Below are 26,771 nucleotides of genomic sequence, written 5' to 3' on the forward strand. Positions count from 1 at the left end.
GCGAAAAATGCCCTGCCCGGTGATTGGAACCGGCAAGGTGATTTCGCCTAGTTCATTCCAATCACTTTCACGGTGTCATTGCGTGGAATATCAATGACCTTGTGGCGGGTGATGTAGTTTTCCATCAGATCGTAGACAGCGGGTCCTTCAACGCCTTCGTTGACGGATGCCCAACCGGCGACGACATAACTGCGATCCGCTTCAATCGGCTCGCCAGTCTTGATCATTGTCATGTTCGAGATGCGGTTGCCGATGCTTTCCTTGGGTGCGCAGCTATAGGCCATGCCACCGACACGGACCATGTCCCCCCCCTGTTGGAAGAACGGATCCTTATTAAACAGGTTGTCACAAACGTCCTCGAGGATTTCCTTGATCTGCGTGCCTGTGAATTCCAGACGATAAACCGACGGGTAATTCATACTGGTCTGGTTATAAAGATCATCGATAGTGATATCGTCACCCGGAAGCAATGTCGTGCCCCAACGGAAGCCCGGGCTGAATGCCAGTTCGGCATCCCGTTCTTCCATGATGCCCTGACAAATCAGGTCATCCCAGGTGCCGTTGAAATTACCGCGGCGGTACAGCAAACCAGATGTCTTGCCGATGACGCGATTGCACTCCGCCTCATAAGGTGCACGGACCTCGTCAATCTTGGCGGCCATTTCTGGATCCGGATCGATTACATCCGAGAACACCGGAATAAGTGCGGAATGATAATCGGTTACGCGCCCATCTTTAACTTCCAGATCAACGCGCCCCAGATATTTGCCGTGTGAACCCGATGACAAAAGCAATGTATTGCCGATCTTGATCGCCTCTGGCACGGCATCATGGGTGTGGCCTGTCAGGATGACATCAATGCCATTCACAACGGTCGCCAGTTTCTGGTCCACGTCAAATCCGTTATGCGATAACAAGACGACAACAGCGGCCCCGGCCTCGCGCGCAGCATCGACATTGGCCTGAATGACTTCCGGGCGAATACCAAACGACCAGTTCGGGATCATCCAGCGCGGATTGGCAATCGGGGTATATGGCATGGCCTGCCCGATCACCGCGACCTTATGTCCGCCGGCTTCATAGAACGCGGTATGCTCGAAAACCGGTTCATCCCATTCTGTGTCAAAAACGTTGCTAGCCAAAAATGGATAACCGAGATCATCAACGATCTCCTTGACCCGGTCTTCGCCAAAGGTGAATTCCCAGTGACCGACCATCGCATCCGGCTTGAGCAGCTTCATGCAATCAACCATGTCCTGCCCATTGGTCTTGAGTGACGTATAGGACCCCTGCCAGGTGTCACCACCATCAAGGAACAGAACGTTGTTATCCCCGCGTTCCGCACGGATCGCCTTGACCAGCGTCGCGGTGCGATCAAGGCCGCCAAGGCGTCCATAAGTCCGCGCCATATCGACATAATCGACCATGGTGTGAGCATAGGCGAGCGGACTGCCGCGTTTAATCCCGAAGTGGGACAGGAATTCCTCACCGACCAGATGTGGCGGAATGCCTTCAAATGCTCCGACGCCATAATTTTCTGATGGCGGGCGGAAATAGACAGGCTTTAGCTGGGCATGAACATCAGTGAAGTGCAAAAGCGTAATGCTGCCTTTGCTGTCAAACTTCAAAAGGTCGTCCTGGGTCAGACGCTGTTGGGCAGCCACACGGGTCAAACTGCCCATATAGCCTGTCGCTGCGGTGGTCACAGCAGCCCATTGCAAAAATTCACGGCGCGAAAACATTTATTGGTGGCCTCCGGGCAATATTCACCTGTTCGGCAACGCGGCCGAGGCATTTAAAGGAAGAAAGGCGGGGCAACCGGGAGGATAATCCAATCACCCCTGTAGTAACTTTTGAGTCTTATTGACGAACTGCCGGTGTCTCGACGGACAAGCCAGTCCCACGCCAGGTCACATAGACCTCAAGCGCCATCAGTTCGTCAGAAAATGCAGCCGGGAATTCCGCACGGGTATCACGGATGCAACCGCGGAAACGGTTGTGCAGTGACACCAGACTGGCCTGCTTCAGGCGATAGGTCGGGAACCCGTTCACATTGCCCTGACTAAGATGGTCGGCGCGAATGTAGTTGCCATTGTTCTGCTCATGACAGGATGCACAGGAAAGATTGAGCTGCCCGGTCCGGGTGTAATAAAGCTCGTTGCCCTTCTCCCACCAGCTCTGCATGTGCCCTTCGGCAAGATCGATGGCAACAGGCGTACCCAAAGACTGATGTTTGACATAGGCGGTCAACGCCTTCTGTTCAGGGGCATCAAACTTATAGGCCTCTGCCCCCATCTCTTCGGTGCGGCACTTGTTGATCTGAAGTTCCACATTGATCGGGCGGTTGGATGCTTCATCCCACTTCGGGAAGCTTGCCCCGACACCAGCCATGCTTTCCTCGGCATCGCCATGACAGGATGCGCAGGATTTACCGGCACTTCCGTCAACCGTATTCCAAAGATCCGCACCGTCCTGCACTTCAAGCATTCCGGGGTTTTCAAAGGTATCGGTTTCCAAAAGACGCGTTTCTTCGGTTCGATACAGCCAACCTGACAGCACCTCGTCAAGCGGGTGCCCCTCTGGCGGTGCCGCCCGGGTGATCATCTGGATTTCGCCGTCAATGACGAGTTCATCGTCAACCGGCCCACCGGCAAACGCAATCCCCGGGACAAGTGCGGTCATGGCAACCGCAGCAGCTTTGGCTATGATTTGGTTTCTCAAGACATTCCCTCCCGATACAGTGGCGGGCCCGTGATCACCTGGATCAAGGACCCGTCCCGAATCATTTTATGGCGATCTTGTTTTCAGTCTCGTAGACAGAACCGTCATCATCCAACCAGCTGAACTTGAATGTTCCAGCCTCGGTAACCTTGGCGGAAAACTCGATATAGGGGTTGGCGGAAATTGCCGGCTCGAGTTCACAGGAAAACACAGACTTGCCGTTGAATTCACAGGTGAACTTGTTGATGATCTGGCGCGGGATGAGATTGCCATCCTTGCCCTTGCGCAACCCTGATTCCATCGGATGGTTGATCAGGGTCTTGATGGTGATGATCTCACCAGCCGATGCGGATTTCGGCACTTTTACACGCGGCTTGATATTGTCCATTTGACTTTCTCCCGATCCGATCAGCCGCCGCAACCACCGATGGTCACTTTGACTTCTTTTTTATCCATGAAAACCTGCCCCTTGCTGGTCTTTGCAACCGCAACCACATTCTGGGTTTTCGCTAGACGCATGCGGGTTTTCGCTTCGGCTGCACCGCTCATCGGCGTGAAGTGGAATACAGCGACATCCGGATTTGGGTTGCCTTCGGCATAGATGACAACCGACTCAACGTAATCGTCATCCGTCATCGGGCTTGCCACAGACACTTCGATCGGCACGGTGTTGCCGTTTTCGGCAATTTCCGGCGTCGTCAGGGTCAGGTCACCACCCATCGCAGGCTCTTTACCACCGGCAAAGTTTTTGATGCTTTCGGCTGTGGCTTCCGGCGTGGCAGAGGCGGACAGCGAGAAGCCGAACACTCCGGCTGCAGCTGCACCGACCGATGCACAAAGCATTTGGCGTCGTGTGAGATTCATCTTGGTTCCTCGGTGGTTGTTATTCTTTGAGCGTCGCCAAATAGGCCACGACATCTTCAACTTCCTGCGCGGTCAGGATTGTTTTGCCGACCAGATCTTCACGGACATTGATGCCGACATTCAGCGAATAGAAACCCGGCATAACCGTCTGCTCGGAGAAAACTTCTTTGGCATCAGCCACGATGGCGCGAAGTTCGCCCTCGCTCCAGCGGTCGGCAGCACCGTCAAGCGGCGGCCCGACTTCGCCGTGGAACAGCTGGTCGCTTTGATCTTTGACAGCGTGACATGCCAGACAGTTGCCAAGGCTGCGATTGGCAAAGACCTTACGCCCGTTTTCCGGGTCTCCCGGCTGGCTGGTCAATGACTGGGATACGGACATGTCATCGAATTTGACATCGGCAGGTGCAAGTGCATCAGCTGCGGCAAGGGCCGGAAGGCCAACGATCAGGCACGCAAGAAAGGTTCTTGGTTTCCAAGACATGGCGTTGTGGTTCCTCCTGTGACGATGCCCCTGCCCTCTGTGTGGCATATGAACATCCCCGGTCTGACATCTGGCGGCTCTGACGGCGCCTTTAGTTGAAGTTATTCAAACTCAACTTTTAATTCAACACATAAATATGATATTTTTAATGTTTCATGTGCTGAACTATCAATTATGCATGCATTGCAAGGGGTTGCTACTGCCCCAAACGACCCTCTTCCTGAAGCTTCTGAATGATGCGGGCATGATATTTCTGGAAGTGCTCGTCGGTTTCGTAGCCCTTCTCGTTCACCCAGCGAAACATATTCAGGAACGTCCATTTGCCAAACGCGCCCGGCATGGTCGCAACCGCGGCCTCGGCGGCATTCTTGCCGTCTTCCGGTGCTTCTTCAGGCAAAAAAACGATGGTCGGGGTAAAGACATAGCCCCACTTGCGGGCGGCGGTTTTCTCGCTCAGCACGTCGCCATCGAGATCAATCACCTCTTCGTCGCCAAACATGTTGTACTGGACGACCTTGAAGTTCTCCTTGATGTAGTCGGATACCTCTGGATCGCTCAGCAGTTCGGTATGCATCTTGGCGCAATAGATGCAGCCGCGCTGTTCAAAGATCATCACCAGACGCTTGTTTTCATCCCGGGCAGCCGCAATATCGTCGGCAATATCGCGAAATGTGATGGAAAACCAGTCTTGCTTGTGAAGACCATCTTCGCCCACGGTTTCCGCGTGCGATCCGTGTGACCAACTCATTACCAGCAAACCGGCGACCAGATATTTCGCCAAAGGCACTCCACGCAGCAGATGACGCATATTCATGACGCAACTCCTATCCGAGGGTCGAAAGCGAGGGGAAAGTCTCAAGCAACCATTGGGCGATGGCCGACATTTGCCCGGTCATAAACAAGATACCGGTCAACACCAACAAGATCCCCATCGCCCGCTCAACAGTGTGCATGTGTCGTTTGAATTTTCGGGACCAGCCAACGAATTGCCCGGCGAAAAGCCCCGCCAGCGCAAAGGGCAAACCGATTCCCAGCGAATAAACCGCAAGCAACCCTGCCCCGCGCAATGCCGTGCTTTCCGCCCCGGCAACAAACAGGATCGCGGCCAGTGCGGGGCCCACACACGGTGTCCAGCCAAAGGCAAAGGCAAGCCCCATCACATAGGCCCCGACAAGACCCGCCGGCTTTTTCGGCACATTGACCCGCGCATCGCGATACAAAAGCGATATCCGGAAAACCCCCATGAAATGGAGGCCCATGATCGCAATCATGATCCCGGCAATGATCGATAAAATGTCGAAATAACTCGCCAGTGACTGGCCAATGACGCTCGCCGTCGCACCGAGTGCGATGAAAATTGTGCTGAAACCAGCGACAAAGGCCAATGCCGTAAAGAACACCTGGCGTGACTTCGCACTTGCGACCGCGCGATCATCAAGATCCGTAACACTGACCCCTGCCAGATAGGCAAGGTATGGCGGCACAATCGGCAAAACACATGGCGTAAAGAACGACAACACCCCCGCAAGGAAGGCTGCGCCGAAACCAATATCGAGCAATTCATGTTCCTCCCGGCGCTGTGGGTATCTGATTTTGGAATTTGTTTATCAGCGCCTCTTCAAAGAATAGTATTTTTCATATATAATTCAATCATAACTTTATGTAGAATTCAGACATATGAAAAAACCGCACATTTCCCGGGTTTTCCGGCTCACTCTGGCCATGATTTTCGCATCACAGATGTGGATTGGCTCTGCATTGGCGACCGAATTGCTGATGCTTGAACAGAAGGGATGCGCATGGTGTGTGCGCTGGCATCAGGAAATCGGCGAAGCCTACCCCAACACCGATCAGGGCAAACTGGCCCCTCTTCGCCGTGTTGATATTCATAAATGGCCCGAAGACCTTGATCACATCGCGCGTGAACGTGTTACACCGACATTCGTGTTAATCAAAAACAACCGGGAAGTCGCCCGTCTGCGCGGTTATCCCGGCGATCATTTTTTCTGGCCGATGCTTGACGAGATGCTCTCGCAATTGCCGAACGATTAGGAAAACTGTATATTCGGTTTGAAGCACAGTATCCAATCGTGTATTGACCTTGATGTCTGGTATAATCGGACATCTAATGGCTTTGGCCCTTTAACCGACGAGCACAGCAAACGATGGCCCTACCACGTTTCAAGCAAAACATGGACTCGACCGAAGCCGAAGCTCTCCTCAAGCAGGCGCGCAAGGCCAGCGAGATGCTCAAGGCGCTGTCGCATGAGACACGCTTGCTGATCCTTTGCATCCTGCAGGAAGGCGAAAAGTCGGTATCCGATCTCGAAGAAATTCTGTCCATGCCCCAGGCCGTTGTATCCCAGCAACTGGCACGGCTTCGCATTGATGGCCTGGTCTCGGCCCGCCGCGAAGGCCGCATGATCTATTACCGCATTGTCGATACGGAAATGGCGACCATCATTGGTACGCTTTATGACCTGTTCTGTGCCCCGGTCCGCGATGAAGAAAAAGCCGCTGCCGAATAGGCGACAACTGCTGATCGAAAAAGCTTCCTTGAATTAGAACAGAAAAAACGTCACGATTCCGCCGACGCCTTGGCAAAAAATTACAATCAACAAGGCGGGAGGAAAACGTCATGCTGGGTTTGGATAATCCCTGGGCCCTGCCGCTTGTCGGTGTTTTGACCGGCATCGTGGTGGGAATTGTCGCACGTCGACAACATTTCTGCACGATGGCAGCCCTCGAACGCTATTGGTTTGCTGCCAACAGCATCGGTCTGCGCGCCTGGGTGCTGGCGGCCATCACTGCACTATTCTGCACCCAAACGTTGGTCGCGCTTGGCGTTATTGATCTTTCAAACAGTTTCTACATCACCCCGACCCTGCCGATTGCAGGCAGCATTCTGGGCGGGCTGATGTTTGGCTTTGGCATGGCCTTTGTCGGCACCTGCGGATTTGGTGCCATCATTCGCTTGGGCGGTGGCAATCTGCGTGCGCTGGTTGTCCTGACCGGTATCGGACTGGCGGCCATTGCTGCCCTTCGCGGCGTAACGGGCCATTTTCGCGTCTGGTTTCTTGATCCGCTGTCGATTGAATTCACCTCAGCCGGATCGCAATCGATTGGCGCGATAGCATCAAACGCCAGCGGATTTGATCTGCACTTTCCGATTGCCCTGCTGATCAGCGCCATCGGGCTTTGGTGGGTCTTTCGCAGTTCTGAGTTCCGTGCGGAGCGCGCCAAGGCGCTTGGCGCCATCACAATTGGTGCCTGCATTTCGCTCGGTTGGGTATGGACGACAAGCTTTGCACAATATCGCTTTGTTGAAACCCAGATCGAGGCAGGATCCTTTGTCACCCCGGTGGGCGACACGATCATGCAGATCATCACCGTTACCGGGGCCCTGCCCGATTACGGGGTTGGATTGGTGATCGGGGTGTTTCTGGGCGCTGCACTGGCAGCTTGGAAAAGCAACGACATGCGCTGGGAAGCCTGCGATGATGCCCGCGAACTTGGTCGCCACCTGCTGGGTGCATTCTTGATGGGAACTGGCGGCGTTTTTGCCCTTGGCTGCACCATCGGCCAAGGTGTCAGCGCGTTCTCCACGCTGGCAATCTCTTCGCCGATTGTGATGATCTCGATTGCCATTGGGGCGCGGGTGGGTCTTGGCGTCCTTCTTGAAGGATCACCGTTCGGGTTCCTGCGCGCAATATCGCTGCGCAAGCACGGTTAAACCAAGCCCCAAGCAGCGATTATTGCGCCACAACAAACCGATATGCCGGACCGGCCCGCTCGATCACGCCAAGGCCTGGATGCGGCATGTGGAAGCCGATAATCCGCGATCCATCAACAGCAAGCCGATCCAGCAACATCTTGCGCGTGGCAATGCCCTTTTCGGCATCCTGATCAGATCCGCTTGGCCATTCTGGATGGATCAGGGATACCGCAATATTGGTAATGGCATCACCCACCACAAGCGCACTGTTTGATCCGTCATGGATCATAAACGACGTATGCCCGGGTGTGTGACCGGCGGTATCGACCGCCTCGACACCGGGTACCACCTCTGCACCATAATCGAACAACTCGATACGGTCCTCAAGGAAGGCCATACGGTTGCGCGCCCCAACCACGAAGCTTTTGCGCGCGTCGGGCGTTTTTTCAAGCGTATCCTCGACCTGCCAGTATTCCCACTCGATCCGGTTCATGTGATAGCGCGCGTCGGCAAAGATCAATTCGTCGAAATCATCAATCAGCCCCCACAGATGGTCAGGATGCGCGTGGGTGAACACAATATCGGTCACCTGATCGGGACTGACACCAGCTTCTTCAAGGTTGTCCATAAGCTTGCCGGCTGACGGCATGAAATTCGGGCCTGCGCCGACATCAAACATCACCACCCGATCACCACGGCGCAAAACGGTGATGTTGCAATCGGGCAGCAGCGCATCCGTTGGCTGCCCCTCAGCCTTAAGCAACGCTACCAGTTCATCCTGTGAAACGTCGGGAAAGGCAAAAGATAACGGCAACATCAGATTACCATCCGATATGACCGCGATGTCTGACGCACCAAGTTTCAAGGAACCAAGCGCTGACGCAGCCCCGGGAAACAAACCGGCCGCCCCCATACCCGCCAGTGCCAACGACGATTTCAGAACATCACGACGAGACCAGGAATTGTTTCCAGCCATTGCATCCTCCACATATATGTTTTTTTGAATGAATGCACTCATGGTTGATTTGGTCAACCTAAAAACATACCACGCGGAGTTTTCCACGCGCCAATAGCCCAGGATACCGCACCAAACCGCGGGTACGATACCTAGCCAACGCCATGTGATTTGTTCTTTATTTGCAAGGAACTAAAGAAAACATTGATCTCACTGCATTCAGTGACGATCTACCGCCCTTTCGACAATCTCGTCGTGGTCCAGAACGGGTGCGACGTCGATGTCACTGGCATCCATCATCCCTGAAACACGTTGCAGGGCTGCGATGAGAAACGTCTGTTCCCATTCCTCTAGATTGTTGAACTTGTCCGAAAAACGGTCATGAAGCGCCATCGGCGCGCGGTCCAGAATAGCCCTGCCCTGATCGGTAAGCCTGACGAACACCTTGCGCTTGTCGGTGTCTCCGCGCTCGCGTGTCACAAGCCGCATCGCCTGCAACTTATCGACAAGCGCCGTGGTCGATGCCTGGGCCAGATTAACCTTGGCCGCGATCTGGCCAACCGTCATCTCGCCGAATTCCTCAAGCGATTGCAAAACAAGAAGCTGGGATGTTTTAAGCCCGGTCACCTTACCAAGCTTTTTGGCGTGGATATCACTCGCCCGCAAAATGCGGCGGATGGAGATCAACGCTTCATGCAATTTATCCATTGTTATTTTCCGGACGTTTTTCGTTTCTATAGCAAGCGTTGTTTTAGCCCCGGACCCGCGGCTGCGCAACGCTTTAAGACACTTTTATATCGAATTTCGATCATTTATTCCATCGATTATCGCTCTATTCAGGAAACAATATTTCATCGAAAGAATATTATCCTTATCGAAGGGCGATACATCAATGTTTGGCTTATTATCAGAAACTTACGGAGTTTCACAGGAAAGTCACAGAGAAGGGGTTGATCAATTTGTATCGTTGTTCTATACATCTCTCGCGACATAAATGATCGTGTATCGAAATAACAGAGCAGGCAGACCGATGAAAATTGCCAACACAAACGGCAATACCGGCCAGAAAGCCAACCTGATTATCCGTAAACCCAAGGCCACAGACGGCGCTGCGGTGAATAACCTCATTGCCGACTGCAAGCCGCTGGATGAAAACTCGATGTATTGCAATCTGCTGCAGTGCTCGCACTTCTCAGGCACGTGCGCGATTGCCGAACTGAACGGCGAAGCCGTCGGTTTCGTTTCGGGCTACATCGTCCCCGACCAGCCTGAACAGCTTTTCATTTGGCAGGTGGCAGTTTCGCCCAAGGCCCGTGGCCTGCGTCTGGCGAAGCGTCTGATCCTTGATATTCTGGATCGTCCGTCCTGCCACAACGTCTCGCAGCTGAACACAACGATCACCTCGACGAACGCACCGTCGCAGGGTGTCTTCCGTTCCGTTGCGCGCGAACTGGGTGCTGATGTTAAGCGCAAGGTCCAGTTTGAACGCGAAACACACTTCGAAGGCGCCGCTGCCAGCGAAATTCTTTGGCAGATCGGTCCGTTCGAGCGCGAAGACGTCGAACGCGTCGCCGCCTAATCCGGCTGACCTAATTTTCCCACTTGTCATACTCGAAATGGCATCGACCATTTCTGGAACATCCGGCACGCCGGAACGTTCGGTATGACAGGTGGACTTGATTTTCCCAATCTGAAAGAGGGAACTATGACTGTATTTGATCGCCTTGAATCGGAAGTTCAGAGCTATGCACGCTCCTTCCCCGTAACCTTTGAAAGTGCTGAAGGCGCTTGGCTGACCGATGTCGATGGCAACCGCTATCTTGATTTCCTTGCCGGTGCCGGCACGCTGAACTATGGCCATAACCATCCTGTCCTGCAGGAAAAGCTGATTGATTATATCAAATCAAACGGCGTAACCCATGGTCTGGACATGCACACCAAGGCAAAGGCAGCGTTTCTTGAAGCGCTCGAAGAGAAAATCTTCAAGCCGCGCGACATGGAATACAAAGTCCAGTTTACTGGCCCGACCGGCACCAACGCCGTCGAAGCTGCTCTTAAACTGGCCCGTCGCGTCAAGGGCCGCGAAACCGTGATTTCGTTTACCAACGGCTTCCATGGTTGCACGCTTGGTTCGCTTGCCATCACGGGTAACGAACATCATCGTGGCGCTGCTGGCGTCTCGCTTGATAATGCTGTTGCCGTGCCGTTTGACGGTTATATGGGTGACGGTGCTGATACCACCGAGTATCTGGACCGTGTCCTTTCGGACAACTCCAGCGGTATCGCCCTGCCCGCAGCCGTGATCGTCGAAACCCTTCAGGGCGAAGGTGGCCTGAATGCCGCTGACTTCGGCTGGCTCAAGAACCTGGAAAAGGTTTGCCGCAAGCATGACATACTTCTGATTGTCGATGACATTCAGGCGGGCTGTGGTCGTACCGGTACGTTCTTTAGCTTCGAACCTGCTGGCATCAAGCCGGACATCATCACGCTGTCGAAATCCCTTTCGGCGTATGGTCTTCCGCTTGCCGTGGTTCTGATGAAGCCGGAACTCGATGTCTGGCATCCGGGCGAACATAACGGCACCTTCCGTGGTAACAACCACGCGTTTGTGACTGCTGCTGCTGCGCTTGACCATTTCTGGTCGGATGACAAGTTTGCTGCTGATGTACGCGACAAGGCCGCGTTCCTTGAAGCGCGCCTCGATGAAATCATTGATCGCTATGGCGATGGCAAACTCTATCGCAAGGGCCGCGGCCTGATGCAGGGTATCTGCTTTGAAAGTGGCGAACTGGCATCCAAGGTCACCAAGGAATGCTTCAAGCATAACCTTGTGATCGAAACCAGTGGTCCGGAAGATGAAGTGGTCAAATGCCTTGTGCCGCTGATCATCTCCAAGCAGGATCTGGCACATGGACTGGAAATCCTTGAACTGGCAACCGCCAAAGCCATGGGCAAGGACGTTTCCCCGTCCAAAGCAGCCGCTGAGTAACATAGTTTGGGCGACGCTTAACTGCGTCGCCCGACCCCACAACTTAATTATATCAAAGAGTTAAAAATGATTGTTCGTACTCTGAAAGAATGTGAAGCATCCGGTCGCCGCGTGGTTTCGGACAACTGGGAAAGCACCCGTCTGTCGCTTGCCGAAGATGGCATGGGTTTCTCGTTCCACATCACCACCATTTATGCCGGCACCGAAACCGAGATCTGCTACGCCAACCATTTCGAGACGGTTTACTGCATCTCGGGCAACGGCGAAGTTGAAACCATTGCTGACGGCAAGAAATACAAGATCGAGCCGGGCACGGTTTACATCCTCGACAAGCATGACCGCCACTATCTGCGCGGCGGCACCGAGGACATGGTAGTTGCCTGTGCCTTCAACCCGCCGCTGAATGGCCGTGAAGTGCATGACGAGAACGGTGTTTATCCGCTCGATGGCGAAGCACTCGCAAGCTAACAATTTCTGGTCGGGCGGCACCTAACGACTGCCCGACCATTTAAAGCATATTCTTTAAAGGAAACGCCCCTAAAGGAGGCAACATGCTTTCAGCCCAGAAAAACAAGGACGCAGGGCATAGCGTTCACAAGATCGGCGGTACGTCGATGACCCAGGTTGATGCGGTCATGGACAACATTCTTGTCGGCAACCGTAAGGAAGACGAACTTTACAACCGTGTCTTTGTTGTTTCGGCATATGGCGGTTTTACCGACCTTTTGCTGGAAAACAAAAAGACCGGTGAACCGGGCGTCTATCAGCTTTACGCCGGCTCGGAAACCGATTGGGCCTGGGGCGATGCCTTGACCAAGGTCTCCGAAAAGATGTGCGCCATTAACGAAGAAATTTTTGGCGACGCGCCGGAACAGAAGCTTGCCAATGCCTTTGTGCAGGAACGCATTGAAGGCACCCGCAGCTGCCTGATGGATCTTCATCGTCTATGCAGCTTCGGTCACTTCAAGCTTGAAAAGCATCTTCTGACCGTACGTGAAATGCTCTCAGCCATTGGTGAAGCCCATAGTGCGCACAACACCATGCTTCTCCTGCGCGCCAAGGGTGTGAATGCGGTCTTTGCCGATCTTTCGGGCTGGCGTGAGCCAGAGGCCTCTACCCTTGATGGTCGCATTGGAAAGGTGTTTGATGACATCGACCTTTCCAAGCAGCTTGCCATTGCGACTGGCTATGCCCAGTGCAGCGAAGGCCTCATGAGCATCTATGGCCGTGGCTATAGTGAAGTGACGTTCTCGCGCATTGCCTGCCTGACCCAGGCGCGCGAAGCGATCATTCACAAGGAATTCCACCTGTCGAGCGCCGATCCGCGCATCGTCGGCGAAGACGCTGTGCGCCCGATTGGCCGCACCAGCTATGACGTGGCCGATCAGTTGTCGAACATGGGCATGGAAGCCATCCACCCGCGTGCGGCCAAAGGCCTTCGTCAGAACGATATTCCGCTGCGGATTGCCAATACCTTTGAACCGGAACATCCGGGCACGGTTATTGACGATCATTGGGAGCCGGAAAACAGCCGTGTTGAAATCGTGACTGGCGTTCCGACCGCGTTCGAGATTGAAGTCTTCAATCAGGATATGGTTGGTGTTCCAGGTGGCGAGGAAGCGATCCTGAACGTTCTGAAACGTTACAAGGTCCCGACCGTTACCAAGAACCTGAACGCCAATACGATTACGCATTACGTGTCGGCACCGCTTAAGCAGATCCGCCGCTGCGTTGACGAGATCGAGGCAAATCAGCCAGAGGCAACCGTTCAGACCCGTAAGGTCGCGATTGTCTCAGTGATTGGTGCCAACATCGAACAGCCGGGTCTGTTCGCCCGCGCGGTATCGATCCTTGATGATGCCGGTGTTGAGCTGGTGGCATCCCACTATCCGAGCCGCCGCGTTGATCTGCAGTTTGTTGTTGCCGAAGGCGACTTCAACAAAGCGATTGTTGCGCTGCATCGCGGCCTCGTCGAAGGCAAAAAAGAAGAAAGTGCGTCATCCAAGAAAACCAAGGATGACAGAACCGAAAAACAGGAAAAGCTCAAGGCTGCATAAGCCAAAAGGGCATCCGAACATCACAGCAAAACCCGCAAGTGCCGCATTGGCCTTGCGGGTTTTGTTTTGCCTTGATCATATGCTTGTCAGTTTTGATGCAGCGCGATAGGACTTAAAGGATAAACGGGGCACACCAGCAAAACAGACGGGACATCGACCATGACCACGCATAACAGCAAAGCCATCAACGAACTCCTCGACGTCATGGCAAAGCTGCGCAACCCCGATGGTGGCTGCCCGTGGGATCTGGGACAGGATTTCTCCACCATTGCCCCCTACACCATCGAAGAAGCCTACGAAGTGGCTGATGCGATTGCAGACAATGACATGCCAGAGCTTTGCAACGAGTTGGGAGATTTGCTGTTGCAGGTGGTGTTCCATGCCCAGATGGCGAAGGAAGCCGGTCATTTCGAGTTCGAAGACGTCGCCAATAGCATCGTTTCAAAAATGATCAGCCGCCATCCGCATGTATTTGGCGACGGGGATGCCACGACGACCGATAGCGTCAATCAGACTTGGGAAAAGATCAAGGCCGCCGAACGCGCCCGAAAGGCAGAAGACAAAGGCCACGAACGCCACAGCGCCCTTGATGGGGTCGCAAGCGCCCTGCCCGCGTTAATGCGGGCAGAAAAATTGACCAAACGTGCCGCGCGTGTCGGGTTCGACTGGCCCAGCACCGAAGAAGTCTTTGACAAGCTTCACGAAGAAATCGACGAACTCAAAGCCGAAATGACCGAAAACCCGGATCCGACCCGCCTGCAGGATGAACTTGGCGATATGCTGTTTGTGATGGCCAATCTGGCGCGCAAAATCGGTGTTGATCCCGAAGTGGCGCTTCGCGGAGCGAACCATAAGTTCACCAAACGCTTCCACTTCATCGAAGACGAACTCGCGCGCGACGGCCGCACGGCTGCGGACTCAGATCTGGCTGAAATGGATAGTCTCTGGGATTTGGCGAAAAAGACCGAACGCGGACAGGTGTGATCCCACACCTGTCCCGTCAAAGTTTTTCGATCTAATCTTCCAGCGGCATATAGATTTCGGTTCGCAATTCCGTTGGTGCCACTTCGCGCGGATTATTGAGATATTCCTCAAAAACCGGGCCTTCGCGCGCTTCCTCACCAGACTGTGGCAACCACTTGCCAAACAACCACAAATAGGCTGCCATCATATCGGCATATGGCCCCTTGTAATGCAGGCAGGCATATCGTCCCGCCGCAACGGTTGTTTGTTCCACCGGCGCTTCCAGTTCGATTGCCGTTGCGCTTGAAAGCAATGCTCCTGCTTTCGAAAACAGGTCTTCTTCGCGGTAACTGCCCGGATCTGTGTGATAAACCCCAATCAATCTAGCATCCGGTGTGATCAGGTTCCGTACCGCCAGCCATCCAAACAACCGGTCGAACGCCTCGCCGATCTGCATGAAGGATCCATGATGATCGATCGTCAGAAGCGACAATTCCGGGACGTTCCGAATCTCAACATCCCAAGGGCCGCTGATGACAGCACCTTGGTCCTCAAGGGCGTTCAGGAACTTCGCATGGCTGCCTTCCTTGCGATATCGCGCTGGTGGCATGCCATAGCAATCCGAAAAGATGCGCGTAAAGGATTGCAGGTTAGGATACCCGCATCTCTTGCCGACATCTTCGATTGCAATTGCACTGTTGGCCAACATTCCAGCCGCTGTGTGAAGACGCACACGCTTTACCGTTGCCGCAATGGTCTCATCAAAAACACCGTGATAAATGCGATGCCAATGGGTCGGCGACATGCAGGCGATTTCCGCCAACTTGTTCAGATCAAGCTCTTCATCAAGATGATCATGAATATAGCCCTGCACGCGGGCAAGACGTTCCTGGTAGGATTTCCGGGCATGCAATTTATTCATCGTTCTCTCATGCAGTTTGTTGTGCAGTTCGAAAACGCTAGCACGCGTTGATTTGACAAATCTTGCGGTCTTGCAACGTCGTTATGCAGGGAATAACGGCTTCAGGATTTCGTTGATCTCGGTCCAAAGTTCTTCGGAACTGGCGCACAAAAGCCCGGCAGCGGTCGCATTGGCATTATATTCGTTGTCTGCATCCGATGTAATGTAACGCGCATAGCCACCGGCCTCACGCACCAGCAATGTACCGGGGGCATGATCCCAGGGTTTAAGTGTCCGATAGGCACAGAAATCAAACGCCCCACGCGCTGTTTCCTCATACTCGGCACCACAGCAGGAATAATGCGCAACATCGGCAAAGAAATCGAGATGTCCGTAATGCTTGCGAATGCGGTCCCGGGCGTATGAAATCAGAAAACCTTTGGCATCAGAGGCCTTGGTAATGTTTGAACGCACCGAAACAGGCTGATCCTTGTAACGCGTGCCCGACCCCAATTCTGCAACGGTTGCTGCACCTTCAATCGGATCAACAATCCAGGCAGCAACGGTTTCACCGCCCGCATAAAGGCCGACCATGCAACGGAACGGTTGTTTGTGATGGGCGAAGTTCTTGGTGCCATCTACCGGATCAATGATCCAGAATGGATCATCCCCGGCAAAAATCCGTTGCTGTAAAGTCGGGTCTTCATGGGCGGCTTCTTCGCCAAGTGCGCGGCTGCCCGGCAAAAGATCGGTCAAACGGCGGGTCAGAACGCGTTCGGCTTCGGTATCAGCAATCGTCACCAGATCCATTGCATGGGTCTTGGTATCGATATCGGCATCGTCCAACTGGCCAAAACGCGGGGCAATTTCAGCAGCCGACACTTCCCGAATGATTTCGGTCACTTTGTCCATATCGACTTTAATCGCCACGCGCTCTCTCCCTATCAAACCAGATGAACATCGAGCCCGGCCTTTGCACACCAGTCTTCGAAACGGCCAACGCGGGTCGTATCGACGCGCACCTGAACCGAAATGCCGTCGGCACCTTCGTTGCGTTTCAAAACCTCGCCCTGCTCATAAAGCCGCGCCAATGATTTGCCATCCGAATACGGCACGCAAAGCTCAAATACCGGCATATCTTCGGTCAGCCGGTCTTCAATCAGGCCCAGCAATGCGTCGCAATTGGTCCCTTTGATGGCTGAAATCGCGATCGTGTTGTCGTGGCGCGCAGAATATTCCGAAACGGCTTGCAGTTCTTCGCCTTTGAGCTGATCAATCTTATTCAGCGCTTCGACAAGTTCCTCGCCGTCAATCGCCTTCTGAAGCCCAAGCTCCTTAAGAACTTCAAGCACATCAAGCTTTTGCTCTTCGGTTTCCGGCGATGCCACATCGCGAACATGGACAATCAGGTCGGCTTCAAGAACTTCTTCAAGCGTTGCACGGAACGCCGCGACGAGATCGTGCGGCAGATCGGACACAAATCCCACGGTATCAGAAAGAATAACCTTCCGACCACTTGGCAGGATCAAACCACGCATGGTTGGATCAAGCGTCGCAAACAGCATATCCTCGGCAAACACCTCGGACACAGTCAGCTGGTTAAACAACGTCGATTTACCGGCGTTGGTGTAACCGACAAGGGCCACAATCGGATACGGTACCCGACGGCGTGCTTCGCGATGAAGTTCACGCGTCCGTTTGACTTCCTCAAGCTCACGACGGAGCTTGGCAAGCTTGTCACCGATCAAACGACGGTCGATCTCGATCTGACGTTCACCGGGACCGGCAAGGAATCCACGCCCACCACGTTGACGTTCAAGGTGGGTCCAGGTCCGGACAAGGCGCGAGCGCTGATAGCTCAGCAGTGCCAGTTGAACCTGCAAACGACCTTCACGCGTCCGCGCGCGATCAGCAAAGATTTCAAGGATCAGGCCGGTCCGGTCAATGACCTTGCATTTCCACTCGCGCTCCAGGTTACGTTGCTGGATCGGGGAAAGCTGGCCGTTGATCATCACAATGTCGGCCTCAATGGCCTTGATCTGCAGACCAAGACGTTCGGTAACGCCTTTGCCAAACAGTGTTGAAGGCCGCAATTTCGCGATGGGCACAATTTCCGCGCCCACCACTTCAAAATCAAGTGCACCCGTAAGACTGACCGCTTCTTCGAGACGCGACGATGCGTCGCGCCAAGCACCGGTCTGGTCTGCGCGTTTTAGTTCCGGGTGGAAAACTAGGACCCGGGGAGCTTCTGGCGTATCGCCGCCCCCCGAAGTCAGAGATTCTTCAGCTATTTTCTTCTTCCGTCGCAGGCTGGCTCGGATCAAACAGTTTGATCGGCGTCGTCGGCATTACCGTCGAAATCGCATGTTTGTATACGAGCTGGGTATGAGCATCGCGCCGCAGCAAAACAGAGAAATTGTCAAACCAGGTGATAATGCCCTGCAATTTGACTCCGTTGACCAGAAACACGGTAACCGGCGTTTTGTTTTTACGGCAATAATTCAGGAAGACGTCCTGAACATTCTGTGATTTTTCCGCCATCGGTTAGACCTAGCCTTCTTTTATGAGCGTTTTTTTGGTTTCGGGCGGTCAAGGAAAATGTGGAACCGTCGACTTAAAGGTCTGTCACGATTCCGGCCCCATTTTTAATGACCTCTATGAACTATAAGACTTTCGAGAAGCCTTTTACAACCCCTACAAGCGCCCCGCAATCAGCGAAATGCCAATCAGGGCTAAGAGTCGCGGAATTCTGCGTATCGCCGTGACCGGTAATTTCATCACCAATCAGAATTGCAGTCGCCCCGACGTTGCGCGCGCACTGAATATCGACCACGCTGTCGCCAACAAACCACAGATTCTCATATTGCGGCGCCGAAGAGTCGCCCATTGCCAGATGCACCGGATCGGGTGCCGGTTTGTCCTTGGCGGCATCGGTTGCACCGACAATCTTGCCAAAAAATGGTGTCCACCCAAGGTGATCGGCTTCCTTGCGCAAGAAATCCCCGTTCTTGTTGCTGACCACCCCGATATAGGTGCCGTTATCACGCAGTGCACATAACAAATCATGCGCCCCGGCCAGCGGCATCAGGGTTTCAAGGTGAATAGACTGGAAATGACCATAAAAGCTGTCTTTGGCCTGCTCCCAGCGATCTTCACCAAACAAGATCGGAAAACTGTCACGCATCGAGCGCGCGACACGCTGCTTGGTTTGGTCAAGCGTCCATGTCTCAAGCCCGAAATCGTCAAATGTCATGTTAAGGGCCGCCTGGATCGTCCCCCAGCTATCGACAAGGGTGTTATCCCAGTCAAAAATGACGGCCTTTGGCGGATGGGGCAATTGATCAGACATTTGAACTTCCGGTGGCAAGATCGGGAATATATTGTATGAGGATTACAGCAACGATTTGATTTATCAGAAGTATTCCAGACGAACAGCGAACATCTTTTCGACCTTCTTGATCTGTTCTGACCCGGCAAATACGACAATCCGGTCGTTGGCCTCGATCACGGTGGCGGCGCGCGGCATCACAACTTCGCCATCGCGCAAAATGGCCCCAAAGACCACGCTTGCCGGCATTGCGATATCCTTGATCGCCTTGCCAACGATTGGTGCCGTTTCAAGGGCTTCTGCCTCAAGAACCTCGCCAAAGCCCTCTGACAAGCTGTGCACGGCACGAATACGGCCGCGGCGCACATGATGCAGGATGGTCGACACCGTCGTCATACGCGGACTAATCACCACATCCACGCCAAGTTCGGAAACCAGCGAGTTGTAGGTACTTTTGTTAATCAGCGTCAGCGCACGCGGGCAGCCATACCGCTTGGCCAGAAGTGATGCCAGAATGTTGGTTTCATCATCATTGGTCAGCGCAACAACAGCCTCGGCATTGCCGACATTGGCTTCTTCAAGCAGTTCAGGATCAAGAACGTCCCCGCGCAGAACAACGCTTTTCTTTGGCAATTTCTGCGCGACATAGCGCGCACGTTCCGGATCGGCTTCGACCAGTCGGGTGGTCACACCCGGGAAGTTCTTGTTGATTTCCTCGGCCAGGAACAATGCGATGTTCCCGCCGCCAAAGATCACAATTCGGCGTGCTTCGGGATCTTCATGACCAAAGGCCGACATTGCGCGATCCACCTGATCGCTCGATACAGCAAGATACACAAGGTCGCCCGCCAGCATTTGATCGTCGCCCTTGGGATAGACCGCCTTGTCACCGCGGATCATGCCAAGGATCGAGATGTTGAGATCCGGGAAAAGCTGATGAAGCTGACGCAACGGCGTGTTGATCACCGGGCAATCGTCGCTACACCGAATGCCAAGGATTTTCACCTTATCATCGGCAAACGGGATCATGTCGAACGCACCGGGTGCCTGAAGGCGGCGTGCAACCGCGCGCGCGACTTCCATCTCGGGCGAAATCACCACATCAATCGGAAGCTTTTCACGGCCAAACAGGCTGGCCCATTCCGGCTGCAGATAAGTCTGGCTGCGGATACGGGCAATTTTGGTTGGCACGTTAAACAGCGAATGCGCCACTTGACAGGCTGTCATATTGACTTCATCGGCAAAGGTCACTGCGATCAGCATATCTGCCTCTTCGGCACCGGCCTGTTGCAACACATCCGGGTGCGAGCCAAAACCAATGATACCCTTGACCTCAAGCGTGTCGGAAATCTTGCGCACCAGTTCTTCGGACTGGTCGATCACGGTTACATCATTGTTTTCCGCAGCCAGATATTTGGCAATGTGGAACCCCACCTGCCCGGCGCCGCAAATGATGACCTTCATTTCGAATTCTCCCGTTCACAACAGTCCATGATGAGTTTGGGCTTATTGCCCGTTCACACCAAGGCTTTTCAGCTTGCGATGCAAGGCTGAGCGTTCCATGCCGACAAAGCTTGCCGTTTTGGAGATGTTCCCGCCAAAACGGTCGATCTGTGTCTGGAGATATTCTTTTTCAAACATCTCCCGCGCTTCGCGGAGCGGCAATGCCATGATTTCACTGGTCTTGTCAAAACTTAGCGACGTCGGCACGTCAGAAAACAGCTCTGATGGCAGCATTTTACCACTGATCAGATCAACCTTGTCATCATCATCGGGCGCCATGATCATCAATCTTTCGATGACATTGCGCAACTGGCGGACATTGCCCGGCCAATCATAGGCATGCAGGGTTGCCATTGCTTCGGGCGAGAGTTTCCGTTTCGGAAGACCGGTCGCATCGGCATACCGATCAAGGAACATTTCCGCCAACATCGGAATATCTTCCCGACGCTGCTGCAAGGATGGCACTTCAAGCGGCACAACATTGAGGCGGTAATAAAGGTCCTGGCGGAATTTCTGCTCGGCGATGCGTTGTTCAAGATCGCGTGCAGTCGTTGCGATAACGCGCACATCAACATTGACCGGAACCGATCCGCCAACGCGTTCAAACGTCTGATCCTGCAAAACCCGGACAATCTTGCCCTGGGTTTCGAGCGGCATATCTGCCACTTCATCAAGCAACAAGGTCCCGCCATGGGCCAATTCAAGCACACCTGTGCGCGCCTCACGATCCGAAGTCGCAACCGCCCCAAACAGCGATTCTTCCATGGTGTCGGGCGAAATATTGGCACAGTTCAGCACGACAAACGGTGCTTCCGCACGGGCGGATTTCTGATGGATCAGGCGCGCGACAACTTCCTTGCCCGATCCGGCCGGGCCATGGATCAGAATGCGGCTGCCGGTACGCGCAACCCGTTCGGCGGACTGGCGCAAGTTGTTCAAAACCGACGATTTGCCAACAAGTTCGGTATCACCACCGGCCCGCAAAGTCAGTTCGCGGTTTTCACGACGCAGGCGCGCATCGTCAATGGCGCGTTCGACCACCATTAACAGGCGGTCAGTATTGAACGGTTTTTCGATGAAGTCATAGGCACCAATGCGCGATGCCTCGAGCGCGGTTTCAATATTTCCGTGACCGGAAATCATCACCACCGGAACTTCGCTGTGTTCGCGCTTGATCAGCTTAAGCGTCTCGATGCCATCGTGATCACTTTCATCCATCCAGATATCAAGCACCACAAGGCTTGGTCGACGTGCTGCAACCTCTGACAGCGCGCCTTGGCTTGATCCTGCCTGACGGGTTGTATAACCCTCGTCCTCGAGGATGCCTGATATCAGAGCCCGGATATCTTCTTCATCGTCGACAATAAGAATGTCGTGCGCCATGTCGTGACCAAATCAATCTTTTTCTTGTTTCGATTTTGACAACTAAATCAATTGCCTGAGGAATGTGCGTCCGAAGCCACACTATCAATTTCGGCTTCTACAACCTTTGGGAAAGATAGCGTAATCGTAGCTCCGCTTTCAACGCCGTCGGAGAGTATAAGCTCTCCACCATGGTCTTCCATGATTTTCTTTACGATCGCCAATCCAAGCCCGGTTCCCTTCGATCGGGTGGTGACATAAGGCTCGGTCAGGCGCTCGCGATGCTCTGCCGGAAGACCTTTGCCGTTATCCGACACCGCAACGAAAACGCGTTGATTATCGGGCGACACCGCGACTGAAATCTCGATCTTGCCAGGTGGCAGTTCACCCTCTGCCGGCTTTTCACGGCCTTCAATCGCTTCTGCCGCATTCTTAAGCGTATTTGTCAGACATTGATTGACCTGATGCGCATCACACGAAATTTGCAGATCTTCGATACCACTGCGGTCAAAATCATAAGTGATATTGCTGTGCGCCTGTTTTTGCAGGAAGACCGCACTTTTCACCAGCTCTCCGATGTTTTCCAATCGCATGGTTGGTGATGGCATGCGGGCAAAGCTGGAAAACTCGTCGACCATCCGCCCGATATCGGACACCTGTCGGATGATGGTGTCCGTACAGGTCGTAAAGACTTCCTGATCATCGGTGATTTGCTTTAGATACCGGCGCTTCAAACGTTCTGCTGAAAGCTGGATCGGTGTCAGCGGGTTTTTGATTTCATGGGCGATACGGCGCGCGACATCAGCCCAGGCCGCCATACGCTGTGCGGTCTGAAGTTCCGTGACATCGTCAAAGGTCACGACATAGCCAAACACCGTGCCATCATCGGCCCATTCCGCTGTCACACGCGCCATCAGTGTCAGGTTGACACCATCACGGCGGATTTCGATCTGGCGTGGCTTGCTGCGATCCCCATCGCGGGCAAAATCGTCAAACAGTGGCTGAAACTCCGGAATAACGTCGGTCAGTTCCTGTGCCAGATAATCCTCAAGATCAACACCAAGAAGATCCGATGCACTGCGGTTTGGAAGATCAATCTTGCGTGCCGGATCAAGGCCAATCACGCCGGCGGTAACCCCGCCAAGGATGGCCTCGGTAAAGCGCCGCCGTTCATCATTCAGCCGGTTGGCTGCAATCAATTCATTGCGCTGGGTTTCAAGCTGGGCTGTCATCCGGTTAAACGCCCGGCTAAGCGCTTCAAGTTCATCCCCCTGCCCGTCAAGCGGCACACGGAAAGACAAATCCCCGTCGCGCACGCGTTCCGCACCGGTAATCAACTGCGACACAGGCTGGACCAAACGGGTTGCCACCATAAGCCCCAACGTCACAGCCGCCAAAAGCAGCACAACAGAAATCAGAACAAAGATCATGACAAAGGTAATCACAATCCCCGAACGTTCACCCTCAAGACTTTCATAGGCATCAACTGCACGCCGTGCCTTGTCGATGCGATCCAGAACGTTGGGGTCGACAAAACGACCGACCAGCAAGAAGGCGTCAATAAAGCTTGGGATCTTGGCGATTGCGCGGATGCGGTTATCGCTTGAACCGATCATCAGAACGACGTCTTTCTGCCGTGCTTCGTCAAAGACTTCCGGTGGCACCGAAACCTGATTGGTATCGTAGGAAAAACTGTATTCGGATTGGGCGATAATCTGACCCGATCCGTCGACCATCATCACTTCCGGCAACCCGCGCGCCAGCGCCTGATCGGTCAGAAAGTTCGAAATGCGGTCCGGACTGGTCGAAAAATTGACCCCGAAACGCTGCAAGTCACTGGTGGTTGCCAAGGCATCCGCGCGGATCAGTTCCTGGTGTTCGCGCAAATAGGCATCGGCGATGACCATACTTTCTTCAACGGCGGTTCTGATGCGGTCGCTAAACCAGCCCTGAATACCGAAATGCAGGAAAAGTGCCGAGAATATCGCAACCACAATCGCTGGCGTCACCGCCACCAGCGAGAACATAAGAACCATACGGGTATGAAGCTTGGCCCCGGCAACCCCGCGCCGACGTTCCACCCAAATCTGGACAAGCTTGCGCGCCACAAGGGTCGCCAACAGCAACACCAACACAAGGTCGATGTTTAGCAGCAACAAAATCAGGCGCGGGTCAGGCCGGAATGGCGCTGTCCCCGTCATCGCCAGATAGGTCGCCGTTACCGAAACAAGGGCAGCCGTTACCAATCCGAACGCAAAGCGCCGTGACTGTCCCAGCCGCCCCAGAAACCGTACAAAGCCCGACCGCAAGAACCGGTTGGAGATCGAACGGTCGGTATTGTTCATTTCGTGCCCCTGACGACTTCCAGTCCAAGATCACGGATTTTCTTGCGCAGCGTATTGCGGTTAAGGCCAAGAACCTCTGCGGCCTTGACCTGATTGCCCCGTGTTGCTTCCAGCGTCACATTCAAAAGCGGACGCTCCATTTCCCGCAAAATGCGATCATAAAGACCATTGGCAGGCAGATCGTCATCATGGGCATCAAAATATTCGCGAACATGGCGTTCGATGGATTCTGAAAGCGACTGTGGTTCCGCAGTCGGTGCGGCTTCGCTGATATTATTCTCGGAAAACTCGGTCTCGATGACATCGACACCGATGACATCATGCGAATAAAGTGCCGTCAGGCGACGCACCATGTTTTCAAGTTCGCGGATGTTCCCCGGCCAGCGGTGCGCTTTTAGGCGCGCCATCGCTTCGGACGACAGCGTCTTGCGCGGAAGACCTTCTTCGCTGGCCTGCATCAGGAAGTGGTTGACCAGTTCCGGAATGTCTTCCAGCCGTTCACGCAGCGACGGCAGACGGATCGGCACGACATTCAGGCGATAGAACAAATCTTCACGGAACGTGCCTTCACGGATCAGCTTGCGCAAATCACGGTGCGTGGCTGCAACAATGCGCACATTGACCCGAATGGGTGTACGCCCGCCAACGCGGGTGTACTCACCTTCCTGCAAAACACGCAGCAAACGGGTCTGGGCTTCAAGCGGCATGTCGCCGATTTCATCAAGAAACAGCGTGCCGCCCTCGGCCTGTTCAAACCGGCCGACTTTGCGTTCGTTTGCACCGGTAAAGGCGCCTTTTTCGTGACCGAACAGCTCGCTTTCGATCAGTTCGCGCGGGATGGCGGCCATGTTGATGGCAACAAACGGACCATGACGGCGTCCGCCATATTCATGCAGTGCGCGCGCAACCAGTTCCTTGCCCGTACCGCTTTCGCCGGTCACCATCACCGTCAGGTCGGTATTCATCAAACGCGCCAGCGCACGATAAATTTCCTGCATCGCCGGCGAACGACCGATCAGTGGCAGGCGATCATCGCCCTCCTCATCCTCGGACTTACCGGTTTCATTGGCCTGCGGCGTCTCAAGTGCGCGATCAACAATCCCCATCAACTCATTAAGATCAAATGGTTTTGGAAGATATTCAAACGCACCGCGCTGGGCGGCCTTCACCGCCGTCATCAGCGTATTCTGAGCACTCATGACAATAACGCGAAGGTCCGGGCGCAGCTTGCGAATGCGCGGCACCATATCCAGCCCGTTCTCGTCAGGCATCATCACATCGGTAATCACCAGATCGCCATCCCCATCGGCGATCCAGTCCCAAAGTGTGCGGCCATGGCCAGTACTGCGGACTTCGTGTCCCTGACGCGACAATGCCTGCGTCAGGACAGTGCGAATGGCCCGATCATCGTCGGCAACCAGAATTCTCGCAGGGCTCGTACTCATGCGGTTTCTTCCCTGTTATTGATTATGATCGGATCAGCGGCCCCCTCGGCCAATGCCCGATTGTAAATCGGTAGCATGATTTGAAACTCTGCACCTCCCCCGGGTACATCTTTCACTTCAATCACACCGCCATGGTCATTGATAATTTTCGCAACCAGCGCAAGGCCAAGTCCCGATCCGGTCGGTTTTGTCGTCACAAACGGGTCAAACAGGCTTTCACGCATGTCTTGCGGAATACCCGGCCCGTTATCACGCACCGACACCACCAGCGGCAGGTGAACGCGCGCGTCACCACCGGCCACGGCAAGGCGGATACCATGCTGATAGCGGGTCGAAATTGTAATAACACCGTCCTTCGGATCGACGGCCTCACCGGCATTCTTGATCAGGTTCAAGAACACCTGAACAAGCTGATCACGATTGCCAAATACCGGCGGCAAGGACGGATCGTAAATTTCTTCGAATGTCAGGTTCTTGGCAAAGCCGTTTTCCGCCAGACGACGCACATGCTCAAGAACCGTATGGATATTGACAGCCCCGCGTTCCAGCGGCTTGTCAGAGAAAATCTCCATCCGGTCAACGAGTTCGACAATGCGGTCGGCTTCATCACAAATCAGGCGTGTCAGCACACGATCATCTTCGTTGCTGGTTTGCTCAAGCAATTGCGCGGCACCACGAATACCCGAAAGCGGGTTCTTGATTTCATGCGCCAGAATGGCCGCCATGGCACTGACAGAGCGTGCTGAATTTCGGCTCAGCAACTGGTTGTCGATCTTTTGCGCGATCGAGCGTGGCTCAAAGGTCAGAACCGCACAATCGCTGTCATCAGGCATTGAGCCAACCGTCAGATTAACCGTGTGCTTACCGATTTTGGGGCTTTCGATCAGAAGATTATGATCGGCAACCAGGGTTGCCTCATCAACGGCCTGTCTGATCAGGGAAAAAACCGGGCTGTCCTGCGGGATGAAATCCGTCAGGTCACTGCGGCACAACACGGCGGCACTGGTGTTAAACAGTTGCTCGGTGGCCTGATTGACAAACTTGATTTTGCCATCCCGGTTGGCCACGACAACAGCACTCGCAATCGCGTTCAGAACGCCGGTCGGGTCGACCCCATTGCCTTTTCCAAATCCCAGTCTCAT

At 54.0% G+C, this 26,771-nt stretch carries 27 protein-coding genes; 8 read left to right on the plus strand and 19 right to left on the minus strand.

Annotation, left to right across the window (positions count from 1 at the left end):
• Positions 1 to 47: 47 nt before the first annotated feature.
• From soxB to TH2_RS13895, 7 genes are all read right to left on the minus strand, one after another.
• Positions 48 to 1,742 (minus strand): thiosulfohydrolase SoxB, encoded by a 1,695-nt coding sequence (gene soxB / locus TH2_RS13865; protein WP_008891062.1) that lies wholly within the window; start codon positions 1,740 to 1,742, stop codon positions 48 to 50.
• Positions 1,743 to 1,860: 118 nt separating this feature from the next.
• Positions 1,861 to 2,721: a sulfur oxidation c-type cytochrome SoxA gene (soxA, locus tag TH2_RS13870; protein ID WP_008891063.1), complete on the minus strand. Its 861-nt coding sequence runs from the start codon at positions 2,719 to 2,721 to the stop codon at positions 1,861 to 1,863.
• A 61-nt stretch (positions 2,722 to 2,782) separates the two neighbouring features.
• On the minus strand, positions 2,783 to 3,109 hold the full coding sequence (gene soxZ, locus TH2_RS13875) for a thiosulfate oxidation carrier complex protein SoxZ (RefSeq protein ID WP_008891064.1): 327 nt from the start codon (positions 3,107 to 3,109) through the stop codon (positions 2,783 to 2,785).
• A 20-nt stretch (positions 3,110 to 3,129) separates the two neighbouring features.
• Positions 3,130 to 3,585, minus strand: coding sequence for a thiosulfate oxidation carrier protein SoxY (gene soxY, locus TH2_RS13880; RefSeq protein ID WP_008891065.1), 456 nt, complete (start codon positions 3,583 to 3,585; stop codon positions 3,130 to 3,132).
• 19 nt (positions 3,586 to 3,604) lie between these two features.
• Positions 3,605 to 4,066, minus strand: coding sequence for a sulfur oxidation c-type cytochrome SoxX (gene soxX, locus TH2_RS13885; protein ID WP_008891066.1), 462 nt, complete (start codon positions 4,064 to 4,066; stop codon positions 3,605 to 3,607).
• Positions 4,067 to 4,262: 196 nt separating this feature from the next.
• Complete coding sequence (locus TH2_RS13890) at positions 4,263 to 4,880, minus strand: SoxW family protein (protein WP_008891067.1); 618 nt, start codon at positions 4,878 to 4,880, stop codon at positions 4,263 to 4,265.
• A 10-nt stretch (positions 4,881 to 4,890) separates the two neighbouring features.
• Complete coding sequence (locus TH2_RS13895; RefSeq protein ID WP_008891068.1) at positions 4,891 to 5,625, minus strand: cytochrome c biogenesis CcdA family protein; 735 nt, start codon at positions 5,623 to 5,625, stop codon at positions 4,891 to 4,893.
• A 118-nt stretch (positions 5,626 to 5,743) separates the two neighbouring features.
• On the opposite strand from TH2_RS13895, the gene TH2_RS13900 reads away from it, so the two are divergent.
• The 3 genes from TH2_RS13900 to TH2_RS13910 all read left to right on the plus strand — a co-directional run bounded on the left by TH2_RS13900 (position 5,744) and on the right by TH2_RS13910 (position 7,799).
• The gene (locus TH2_RS13900) at positions 5,744 to 6,118 is read left to right on the plus strand and encodes a thioredoxin domain-containing protein (protein ID WP_008891069.1); all 375 of its coding nucleotides are present in this window, start codon (positions 5,744 to 5,746) and stop codon (positions 6,116 to 6,118) included.
• A gap of 113 nt (positions 6,119 to 6,231) precedes the next feature.
• On the plus strand, positions 6,232 to 6,594 hold the full coding sequence (locus TH2_RS13905) for an ArsR/SmtB family transcription factor (RefSeq protein WP_040823953.1): 363 nt from the start codon (positions 6,232 to 6,234) through the stop codon (positions 6,592 to 6,594).
• Between the two features lie 110 nt (positions 6,595 to 6,704).
• Positions 6,705 to 7,799 (plus strand): YeeE/YedE family protein, encoded by a 1,095-nt coding sequence (locus TH2_RS13910; RefSeq protein ID WP_008891071.1) that lies wholly within the window; start codon positions 6,705 to 6,707, stop codon positions 7,797 to 7,799.
• Positions 7,800 to 7,818: 19 nt separating this feature from the next.
• On the opposite strand, the gene TH2_RS13915 is transcribed toward TH2_RS13910, so the two are convergent.
• Positions 7,819 to 8,757 (minus strand): MBL fold metallo-hydrolase, encoded by a 939-nt coding sequence (locus TH2_RS13915; RefSeq protein ID WP_040824050.1) that lies wholly within the window; start codon positions 8,755 to 8,757, stop codon positions 7,819 to 7,821.
• Between the two features lie 198 nt (positions 8,758 to 8,955).
• Positions 8,956 to 9,444, minus strand: coding sequence for a MarR family winged helix-turn-helix transcriptional regulator (locus TH2_RS13920; protein WP_008891073.1), 489 nt, complete (start codon positions 9,442 to 9,444; stop codon positions 8,956 to 8,958).
• Between the two features lie 322 nt (positions 9,445 to 9,766).
• Here TH2_RS13920 and ectA point away from each other — a divergent pair, with 322 nt between their 5' ends.
• From ectA to mazG, 5 genes are all read left to right on the plus strand, one after another.
• On the plus strand, positions 9,767 to 10,315 hold the full coding sequence (gene ectA / locus TH2_RS13925; protein WP_008891074.1) for a diaminobutyrate acetyltransferase: 549 nt from the start codon (positions 9,767 to 9,769) through the stop codon (positions 10,313 to 10,315).
• Positions 10,316 to 10,441: 126 nt separating this feature from the next.
• On the plus strand, positions 10,442 to 11,725 hold the full coding sequence (gene ectB, locus TH2_RS13930; RefSeq protein WP_008891075.1) for a diaminobutyrate--2-oxoglutarate transaminase: 1,284 nt from the start codon (positions 10,442 to 10,444) through the stop codon (positions 11,723 to 11,725).
• A 66-nt stretch (positions 11,726 to 11,791) separates the two neighbouring features.
• Positions 11,792 to 12,193, plus strand: coding sequence for an ectoine synthase (locus TH2_RS13935; RefSeq protein ID WP_008891076.1), 402 nt, complete (start codon positions 11,792 to 11,794; stop codon positions 12,191 to 12,193).
• 83 nt (positions 12,194 to 12,276) lie between these two features.
• Positions 12,277 to 13,782, plus strand: a complete 1,506-nt coding sequence (locus tag TH2_RS13940; RefSeq protein ID WP_008891077.1) for an aspartate kinase — start codon at positions 12,277 to 12,279, stop codon at positions 13,780 to 13,782.
• Positions 13,783 to 13,941: 159 nt separating this feature from the next.
• On the plus strand, positions 13,942 to 14,766 hold the full coding sequence (gene mazG, locus TH2_RS13945) for a nucleoside triphosphate pyrophosphohydrolase (protein ID WP_008891078.1): 825 nt from the start codon (positions 13,942 to 13,944) through the stop codon (positions 14,764 to 14,766).
• A gap of 31 nt (positions 14,767 to 14,797) precedes the next feature.
• Here mazG and TH2_RS13950 read toward each other — a convergent pair whose 3' ends face one another.
• The 10 genes from TH2_RS13950 to TH2_RS13995 form a co-directional block, all read right to left on the minus strand.
• Positions 14,798 to 15,667 carry an AraC family transcriptional regulator gene (locus tag TH2_RS13950; protein WP_008891079.1) on the minus strand — a complete coding sequence of 290 codons (870 nt, stop codon included), beginning with the start codon at positions 15,665 to 15,667 and terminating at the stop codon, positions 14,798 to 14,800.
• Between the two features lie 81 nt (positions 15,668 to 15,748).
• A complete protein-coding gene (locus TH2_RS13955) occupies positions 15,749 to 16,576 on the minus strand; it encodes an inositol monophosphatase family protein (protein ID WP_008891080.1) in 828 nt (275 codons plus the stop codon).
• 14 nt (positions 16,577 to 16,590) lie between these two features.
• The gene (hflX, locus tag TH2_RS13960; protein ID WP_157194120.1) at positions 16,591 to 17,970 is read right to left on the minus strand and encodes a GTPase HflX; all 1,380 of its coding nucleotides are present in this window, start codon (positions 17,968 to 17,970) and stop codon (positions 16,591 to 16,593) included.
• Positions 17,930 to 18,187: an RNA chaperone Hfq gene (gene hfq, locus TH2_RS13965; RefSeq protein ID WP_008891082.1), complete on the minus strand. Its 258-nt coding sequence runs from the start codon at positions 18,185 to 18,187 to the stop codon at positions 17,930 to 17,932. Before hfq ends, hflX begins: the two co-directional genes overlap by 41 nt.
• 121 nt (positions 18,188 to 18,308) lie before the next feature.
• Positions 18,309 to 18,995, minus strand: coding sequence for an HAD family hydrolase (locus tag TH2_RS13970; RefSeq protein ID WP_008891083.1), 687 nt, complete (start codon positions 18,993 to 18,995; stop codon positions 18,309 to 18,311).
• 63 nt (positions 18,996 to 19,058) lie between these two features.
• A complete protein-coding gene (gene trkA / locus TH2_RS13975) occupies positions 19,059 to 20,438 on the minus strand; it encodes a Trk system potassium transporter TrkA (RefSeq protein WP_008891084.1) in 1,380 nt (459 codons plus the stop codon).
• A 42-nt stretch (positions 20,439 to 20,480) separates the two neighbouring features.
• Positions 20,481 to 21,860, minus strand: coding sequence for a nitrogen assimilation response regulator NtrX (gene ntrX / locus TH2_RS13980; RefSeq protein ID WP_008891085.1), 1,380 nt, complete (start codon positions 21,858 to 21,860; stop codon positions 20,481 to 20,483).
• A gap of 47 nt (positions 21,861 to 21,907) precedes the next feature.
• Positions 21,908 to 24,184, minus strand: coding sequence for a sensor histidine kinase NtrY-like (locus TH2_RS13985; protein WP_008891086.1), 2,277 nt, complete (start codon positions 24,182 to 24,184; stop codon positions 21,908 to 21,910).
• Positions 24,181 to 25,629 (minus strand): nitrogen regulation protein NR(I), encoded by a 1,449-nt coding sequence (ntrC, locus tag TH2_RS13990; RefSeq protein WP_008891087.1) that lies wholly within the window; start codon positions 25,627 to 25,629, stop codon positions 24,181 to 24,183. The genes TH2_RS13985 and ntrC overlap by 4 nt, the downstream gene beginning before the upstream one ends.
• Positions 25,626 to 26,771, minus strand: coding sequence for a two-component system sensor histidine kinase NtrB (locus TH2_RS13995; protein ID WP_008891088.1), 1,146 nt, complete (start codon positions 26,769 to 26,771; stop codon positions 25,626 to 25,628). Before TH2_RS13995 ends, ntrC begins: the two co-directional genes overlap by 4 nt.

The organism is Thalassospira profundimaris WP0211 (assembly GCF_000300275.1).
GTDB classification, from domain to species: Bacteria; Pseudomonadota; Alphaproteobacteria; order Rhodospirillales; family Thalassospiraceae; genus Thalassospira; species Thalassospira profundimaris.

Excerpts from the sequence above, each read along its gene's own strand:
- TH2_RS13935 (WP_008891076.1), top strand. The coding sequence starts at position 11,792 with ATGATTGTTCGTACTCTGAAAGAATGTGAAGCATCCGGTCGCCGCGTG.
- TH2_RS13900 (WP_008891069.1), top strand. The coding sequence starts at position 5,744 with ATGAAAAAACCGCACATTTCCCGGGTTTTCCGGCTCACTCTGGCCATG.
- ectB (WP_008891075.1), top strand. The coding sequence starts at position 10,442 with ATGACTGTATTTGATCGCCTTGAATCGGAAGTTCAGAGCTATGCACGC.
- soxZ (WP_008891064.1), bottom strand. The coding sequence starts at position 3,109 with ATGGACAATATCAAGCCGCGTGTAAAAGTGCCGAAATCCGCATCGGCT.
- TH2_RS13915 (WP_040824050.1), bottom strand. The coding sequence starts at position 8,757 with ATGGCTGGAAACAATTCCTGGTCTCGTCGTGATGTTCTGAAATCGTCG.
- TH2_RS13950 (WP_008891079.1), bottom strand. The coding sequence starts at position 15,667 with ATGAATAAATTGCATGCCCGGAAATCCTACCAGGAACGTCTTGCCCGC.
- ntrX (WP_008891085.1), bottom strand. The coding sequence starts at position 21,860 with ATGGCGCACGACATTCTTATTGTCGACGATGAAGAAGATATCCGGGCT.
- TH2_RS13890 (WP_008891067.1), bottom strand. The coding sequence starts at position 4,880 with ATGAATATGCGTCATCTGCTGCGTGGAGTGCCTTTGGCGAAATATCTG.
- TH2_RS13985 (WP_008891086.1), bottom strand. The coding sequence starts at position 24,184 with ATGAACAATACCGACCGTTCGATCTCCAACCGGTTCTTGCGGTCGGGC.
- soxB (WP_008891062.1), bottom strand. The coding sequence starts at position 1,742 with ATGTTTTCGCGCCGTGAATTTTTGCAATGGGCTGCTGTGACCACCGCA.
- ectA (WP_008891074.1), top strand. The coding sequence starts at position 9,767 with ATGAAAATTGCCAACACAAACGGCAATACCGGCCAGAAAGCCAACCTG.
- trkA (WP_008891084.1), bottom strand. The coding sequence starts at position 20,438 with ATGAAGGTCATCATTTGCGGCGCCGGGCAGGTGGGGTTCCACATTGCC.
- TH2_RS13905 (WP_040823953.1), top strand. The coding sequence starts at position 6,232 with ATGGCCCTACCACGTTTCAAGCAAAACATGGACTCGACCGAAGCCGAA.
- mazG (WP_008891078.1), top strand. The coding sequence starts at position 13,942 with ATGACCACGCATAACAGCAAAGCCATCAACGAACTCCTCGACGTCATG.
- soxX (WP_008891066.1), bottom strand. The coding sequence starts at position 4,066 with ATGTCTTGGAAACCAAGAACCTTTCTTGCGTGCCTGATCGTTGGCCTT.
- TH2_RS13995 (WP_008891088.1), bottom strand. The coding sequence starts at position 26,771 with ATGAGACTGGGATTTGGAAAAGGCAATGGGGTCGACCCGACCGGCGTT.
- hfq (WP_008891082.1), bottom strand. The coding sequence starts at position 18,187 with ATGGCGGAAAAATCACAGAATGTTCAGGACGTCTTCCTGAATTATTGC.
- TH2_RS13910 (WP_008891071.1), top strand. The coding sequence starts at position 6,705 with ATGCTGGGTTTGGATAATCCCTGGGCCCTGCCGCTTGTCGGTGTTTTG.
- ntrC (WP_008891087.1), bottom strand. The coding sequence starts at position 25,629 with ATGAGTACGAGCCCTGCGAGAATTCTGGTTGCCGACGATGATCGGGCC.
- TH2_RS13940 (WP_008891077.1), top strand. The coding sequence starts at position 12,277 with ATGCTTTCAGCCCAGAAAAACAAGGACGCAGGGCATAGCGTTCACAAG.
- TH2_RS13970 (WP_008891083.1), bottom strand. The coding sequence starts at position 18,995 with ATGTCTGATCAATTGCCCCATCCGCCAAAGGCCGTCATTTTTGACTGG.
- soxY (WP_008891065.1), bottom strand. The coding sequence starts at position 3,585 with ATGAATCTCACACGACGCCAAATGCTTTGTGCATCGGTCGGTGCAGCT.
- TH2_RS13920 (WP_008891073.1), bottom strand. The coding sequence starts at position 9,444 with ATGGATAAATTGCATGAAGCGTTGATCTCCATCCGCCGCATTTTGCGG.